1 protein-coding gene is annotated in these 1,481 nt (G+C 45.8%); it reads right to left on the bottom strand.

The window, feature by feature from the left end; translation table 11 throughout:
* Positions 1-1,481, bottom strand: a 1,481-nt coding sequence (locus tag ACS8FD_RS14340; protein WP_439276354.1) for a hydantoinase/oxoprolinase family protein, incomplete at both ends; no start/stop codon positions are given.

Here is a 1,481-nt window from a genome sequence, read left to right on the forward strand (position 1 = left end):
AGAGATGATTTGTCCAAAAGCGCATAGGCAAGAGGCTGACTTAGGTACAAGTATTGTATTGATACCCATCTCCTCTGCTAGTGAGATAATATGCATACCCGCAGCACCGCCAGCACAAACTAAAGCGAAGTCGCGAGGGTCATAGCCTTTTTCGATAGTAATACGGCGAATACCATTGGCCATGTTTTGATTGACAATCGTACTAATACCATAAGCTGCATGAGGTAAATCGATATCTAAAGGCTTGGCAATATGCTCATCGATAGCAGCCTTTGCTTTATCTTCATCTAAAGTGACAATCCCGCCTAGTACGGCACCAGACTGCAAATATCCCAATACTAAGTTTGCATCGGTGACCGTCGGTAGTGTGCCACCTTTACCATAACACGCAGGTCCTGGGGTCGCGCCTGCACTTTGTGGTCCGACCTCTAACATGCCAAAGTTATTGATATGACCAATAGAGCCACCGCCAGCACCTAGGGTTTCGACATGAATCATAGGTACACCAATGCGATTGCGCAAAAAGTCAATATCGCGATTTAGACTGGTTTTGCCATCTTTTGCTAGTGTAATATCGAACGAGGTACCACCCATATCGACAGTAATTACGTTATTAATACCGAAAGGTTCAGCGATATACAATCCCGCTTGCGGGGCAGAGGCAGGCCCTGAGTTGATCGCGTTAACCGCACGCTCTTTCATGACTTCACCCAATGCAAGCCCGCCATTAGATTGGAAGTAACGTACTGGTTGATCAGCGCCAAGTTGTTTGAAGTAATCATCTATCTTATATACGTAAGATGACATAATCGGACTGAGATAGGCATTAACTAGGGTCGTTGAGGTACGCGTATATTCTTTAATCTGCGGATAGACCTCACTACCGCAGCACACAAATACATCTGGCATATGCTGCTGTATCAGCTCTTTTGCTCGTTGCTCATGTTTGGTATCGCGTATTGACCATACAAAAGAGATGGCCACGCTTTTAACGTTTTGGCGTTTTAGCTCTTCTATGGCTGCTAAAATATCGTCTTCATTGAGCTCTTCACGCTCTGTCCCATCGGCAAGTATTCGACCGCGAATAGGGAAGCGCAAATCCCGCGGCGCTATTTGCGGTGCTGGCGGGTAGCTTGCATCGTAGCGGTGGCCTTCTTCTTTATGGCCCAGACGAATCTCAATGCTGTCTTCATGACCTTCCGTACAGAGTAGTCCTACTTTTACCCCTTTCATTTGAATCAGAGCATTTAGGGCAACGGTGGTACCATTAATACATAAGTCGCAGGCTTGGATGATCTCGGTAATTGGGCGATTGAATTTTTCGGAAATCTGTTGCAGCCCGTTAGCAATCGCTTTAGTACCGTCCTCTGGGGTAGAGGGGGCCTTAAATAGATGTATATCACCCCCGTTTTCAGCCAACACAAAATCTGTAAAAGTACCACCAGCATCTACGCCTAAACGAAATTCATAACTCATAATTC

This window comes from Psychrobacter sp. 1U2 (assembly GCF_051847575.1).